Annotated in this window: 4 protein-coding genes and 1 pseudogene; all 5 read left to right on the top strand. The window is 59.4% G+C overall.

Annotation, left to right across the window (positions count from 1 at the left end; genetic code table 11):
* Positions 1-1,099 (top strand): porin (locus EN994_RS19330; protein ID WP_164746015.1); only part of this gene is annotated, 1,099 nt, incomplete at its 5' end.
* Between the two features lie 456 nt (positions 1,100-1,555).
* Positions 1,556-2,347, top strand: a complete 792-nt coding sequence (locus tag EN994_RS19325) for an AraC family transcriptional regulator (RefSeq protein WP_013529886.1) — start codon at positions 1,556-1,558, stop codon at positions 2,345-2,347.
* Between the two features lie 308 nt (positions 2,348-2,655).
* A pseudogene (locus tag EN994_RS19320) lies at positions 2,656-2,847 on the top strand (aromatic ring-hydroxylating dioxygenase subunit alpha); the annotation flags it as partial.
* A gap of 379 nt (positions 2,848-3,226) precedes the next feature.
* A complete protein-coding gene (locus tag EN994_RS19315; RefSeq protein ID WP_013529887.1) occupies positions 3,227-4,246 on the top strand; it encodes a BMP family protein in 1,020 nt (339 codons plus the stop codon).
* Positions 4,247-4,278: 32 nt separating this feature from the next.
* Positions 4,279-4,485: ATP-binding cassette domain-containing protein (locus EN994_RS19310; protein ID WP_127307727.1), on the top strand; the 207-nt coding region annotated here is incomplete at its 3' end.

The raw sequence follows: 4,485 nt of genomic DNA, 5'->3' as shown, positions 1-4,485 counted from the left end.
GCCGGAACCCGCTGAATACGTCAAGATCTGCGACGTCTACGGCGCTGGTTACTTCTACATCCCCGGCACCGAAACCTGCCTGCGCATCGGCGGCTATGTCCGCTACGACGTCGGCGTGGGTGATGCCGGTTCGTTCGATGGCGTCAATCACGTTCCTGACAGCATGGGCGAAGACGACCACTCGACCTACTGGAAGAATGCCCGCTTCAACCTGAAGACCTGGACCGGCCAGGAAACCGAACTCGGCACGTTGAAGACCTACACCGAGACCCGCTTCAACTTCGGCAACAGCTTCGGCGACTATGCCAACCAGGCCACGACCAACGACAGCCGCAACAACTGGCAGGCCCGCAACACGGGCATTACGCTGAACTTCGCCTGGATCCAGCTCGGTGGTCTGCGCGTCGGTAAGGACGACCCGGCCTTCGACACCTTCATCGGTTACGCCGGCAACGTCATCAACGACACGATCGTCCCCTATGGCGGCTTCGACAGCAACGTCGTCCAGTACTACTTCGACCTCGGCAACGGTTTGTCGGGCGTGGTTTCCCTCGAAGAAGGTAGCGGCAGCGCTGGCCCGACCGGCGTCCCGCCTTTCACGTACATCAGTTCGGGTTACGACACGATCGACAGCTATGTCCCGCATGTCGTCGGCGGCGTGAAGTACACGCAGGGCTGGGGCGCGATCACGGGCGTCGCTGCTTATGACAGCACCTTCGAAGAATATGCCGGCAAGGTTCGCTTGGACGTGAACGCTTCGAGCGCTCTGTCTCTGTTCTTGATGGCCGGCTACGGCACCGACAAGAACATCGACCGCAACTTCTATAAGCAGTGGGGCGGCAACTGGGCAGTCTGGGGAGGCGGCACCTACAAGTTCAACGAGAAGACCTCGTTCAATCTCCAGGTTTCCGCTGACGATGACAAGAATTACGGTGTCGCGGCAAACGTTGCCTACGATGTCGTCCCCGGCTTCACGGTCACGGCCGAAGTTGACTATAACCACGATGGCAAGTTTGGCCAGATTGACAACCGTAACTGGGTCGGCGCTACGAAAGAGAATAGCGTCGGCGGCCTCCTCCGCTTCCAGCGCGACTTCTAGCGGATTGTTGTAGCACTTCGCCGAAATATACGAATGCTCGCTGGGCAAGCCGGCCCAGTGAGCTCATCGGGTGGCTCCTCTCAAAATGCTTGAGTCCGTACCTCCAGGACCGAAGCGCGCCGCCGATGCGAAGGGCGCCTTTGACCAAGGCGCCCTTCATTCCGGCTATGTCCACCAGTGTGATCCCACCCGAGTGACGACGACTGGCCAGCGCGGCTCGACGTCGATCTCGACAAGCCGTTGACCAGCGAGCGTTCAAGGGCGGCCTCTCTGGCCTGGCGGATCGCCTCGGCTAGCCTGGGCCTGTGCGCGTGGAAGCATCGGTCTGCCGCCATGAGCAGGTTGATTGGCGGTATCTTGCGTCACGAGGCCATAGCTTCGACAATTGGAGACGCAGCCGGAACGCGGATCGACTTCATTTGCATGGCACCGGCAGTCTGACAGGGGGAAGCCGATATGCGCCTGCCACCGATCGACCTTAGCCGCGAGAACACCTTCGGCGAACTAACCTATGAGAATGGCGGCGACTACGGGCCGATCGGTGGCGACTATCTGGCCTTCATGCTTGTCCACGTCGGATCCCTGACGCTCGAGGCGGATGACAGCGTCCTGCAACTGGAGGCAGGACAATGTGCTCTGTCGCTCACGCGTGATCGCTACATGACGTCGGTGGCGCCGGAAACGCTGACCCATGTCAGCTGGTGCGATGGCCGGCCGCAGAACGCGGCGTGGCTGTACAAGGAGCGCGAGAAGTTCGCGCCGTTCATCGTCGCCTCGCCGATGGTCCACACCCTCATGCAGTTGGGTGTTGATCTTGGCCTCGGCGAGCGTGGCGGCCGCAGTGGTGTTCGCGAGTCGCTGACCAACGCCTTGCTCCACGCCTTCATCTACGAGGCCGAGGTGATCGAGGCGGAGCGGCCGATCCCGCAGACGATCCTGCAGGCACGCCGTTTCCTCGAAGAGAACTTTGCCGCCGATCTGTCGATCGAGCGGGTGGCGCAGCAGGTGCGCGTCAGTCCGCAATATCTGGTCTCGGCGTTCAAGAAACATCTCGGCATGACGCCGGCCAAATATCTGTGGCGTTGCCGCCTCGATTACGGCACGCATCTGCTGCAGCGGACAGGACTGTCGATCAGCGAGATCGCCTACCAGGTCGGCTACAAGAACCCCTATCATTTCTCGCGGCAGGTCAAGCTGGCGTTCGACTGTTCACCGACCGAGCTCAGAGAGCAGAAGCGCAACGCCTGATGGTTGCCCACGTGCCTCCGGGTGACGAGGCAAGCATTGCCTCCAGAACCGGGCGGGTGAACTGGCGATATGCTTTCCTCAAGAGCGGACATGGCGGTTTTCCAGGCACAAATGAATTGTCGGGCAATCAGGGTTGATCCGGCGTCAGGCAACGGACCGATGTCTTGCAACCTGGTTGCCGGTCGCGCCTTGGCCAGATCCGTTCGCCGACAACAGACATTCCAGGCTGGACAGCACCATGAGCAATTTCTCTCATCTCGATCCCGTTGCGCTCAACGACTGGCATGTCGTCGCCTGTGTCGAGGAGGCGATTTCATCAGACCATCCTGGGTCAGGACAAGCCGATCCTGGAGAATCAGGTTCCGAAGAGGCTGCCGCTGGATTCCCGTTCCGAGGTGCCGATCCGCGCCGACGCCGCGTCGGCCGCCTACCGCCGCTGGCTGCGCGAAAGGGGCCTGCGTTATGGCGTCGTGGCCGGCAACGGTATCGGCGCACACTAGAGCCGGATTATTTCAGGTCGAATCGACCTGAAATCGGAATCCGCCTCTAGATCAAAGAGATAGAGCATGATGTCTGGACAAACGGTTTCCGTTTGTCCGTGAAAACCGCTTCACACTTTTCGGCACTATGCTCTAGTCATGGGCGCATTTTCGGACATGATTAATTGTGGATATGCGCGAAAGAAATCGCAGCCATTGTTAGCCGACCTTCGCCGTGGAAGTTTCGGACCTAAGCCGGAAGACCGGCTGCCAACAACGCCATGGGGACGTTGTCCAGGCGATCGCCGCCTCCAAGTAGGCAACCGGAAAAGACAAGAACATCCGGATGACGACAGGGCGGCATTGGACAGTTCTCGGACTGGAATGAGAGGATCAAGCGATGACGAATACCATTACGCGACGCACGGCAATCCTGGGCACGGCGGGCGCCCTGCTTCTGTCGGGGCTTGTACGCTCATTCGCGGATGTCCCAAAGACGCTGAAACTGGCTGTTATCCTGCAGGACCTGCCTGACGTCGGCTGGGACCGGACACTGCTCGACGCGCTTGAGCAACTGAAACAGGAAAGGCCCGAGGGGCTGGAGATTGCATGGGAACATACCGATCCGCTGTACGGAGACGATGCTGAGAACGCCATGCGTTTCTACGCAGAGAGTGGTGAATACGACATCATCTGGGGCCATGGCACCTATTCGGACCAGGTCCAGAAGCTGAGTGTCGAGTTCCCCGACCTGATGTTTGTTGTCACCGGCTCCGGCAATCACCCAGCCGGGCCAAATCAATACTGGATCTACAAGCGGCTGCATGAGCCTTCCTACCTGCTTGGGATGCTGGCTGGCCATACCACCAAGACAGGCATGGTTGGCATCGTCGGCACCTTTCCAGCCAATGACGTCAACGACCAGATCAATGCGTTCTTCGAGGGTGCAAAGTCGATCAGGCCGGACATCCAGCATCGGCTTTCGTTCATCGGCTCGTGGTCCGACAATGCGCTGGCGGCTGAGCATGCCAATGTGCAGATCGCGGCCGGCGCCGACGTCGTTTTCATGCTGACCGACAATTTCAAGCCCTGCCAGGAGCACAAGATCATGTGCTTCGCCAACATCAACGACCAGAGCAAGGTCGCGCCCGACGCCATTGCGTCCAGCGCCATCATCAGCTGGAAGCCCGATCTCAACTGGATCATCGGCGAATGGCTGAAACACAAGGCCGGTGCGCAATTCAATGGCAACGCCGAACCGAAATGGTTTTCGATGGCCGAAGGCGGCACCGACATCGCACCCTATCATGATTTCGACGGCAAGATCCCGCAGGCGGTGAAGGGCGAAATATCTGCCAAGCGGCAGGAGATTCTTTCCGGCAAGTTTGTCGTTCCGCTCAACACCGCCGAGGTGAAGTAAGACACATCAACCAGGCAGCCCGGTGCGACCCAATGGAAGACCTGCTGAACGTTCAGAACCTTACCAAGCGATTTGGCAGCGTCATTGCCAATGACGGGGTTAATCTCGATATCCGCAAGGGTGAGATCCACTGCCTTTTCGGTGAAAACGGGGCAGGCAAGTCGACGCTGTCGTCCTGCCTCTACGGCTACTACAAAGCCGATAGCGGCGAGATACGCTTCAAGGGCGAGGTGGTGGAA

Source organism: Mesorhizobium sp. M7A.F.Ca.CA.002.09.1.1, assembly GCF_003998555.1.
Lineage (GTDB): Bacteria > Pseudomonadota > Alphaproteobacteria > Rhizobiales > Rhizobiaceae > Mesorhizobium > Mesorhizobium ciceri.
This window is presented reverse-complemented; position numbering and strand designations above follow the sequence as displayed.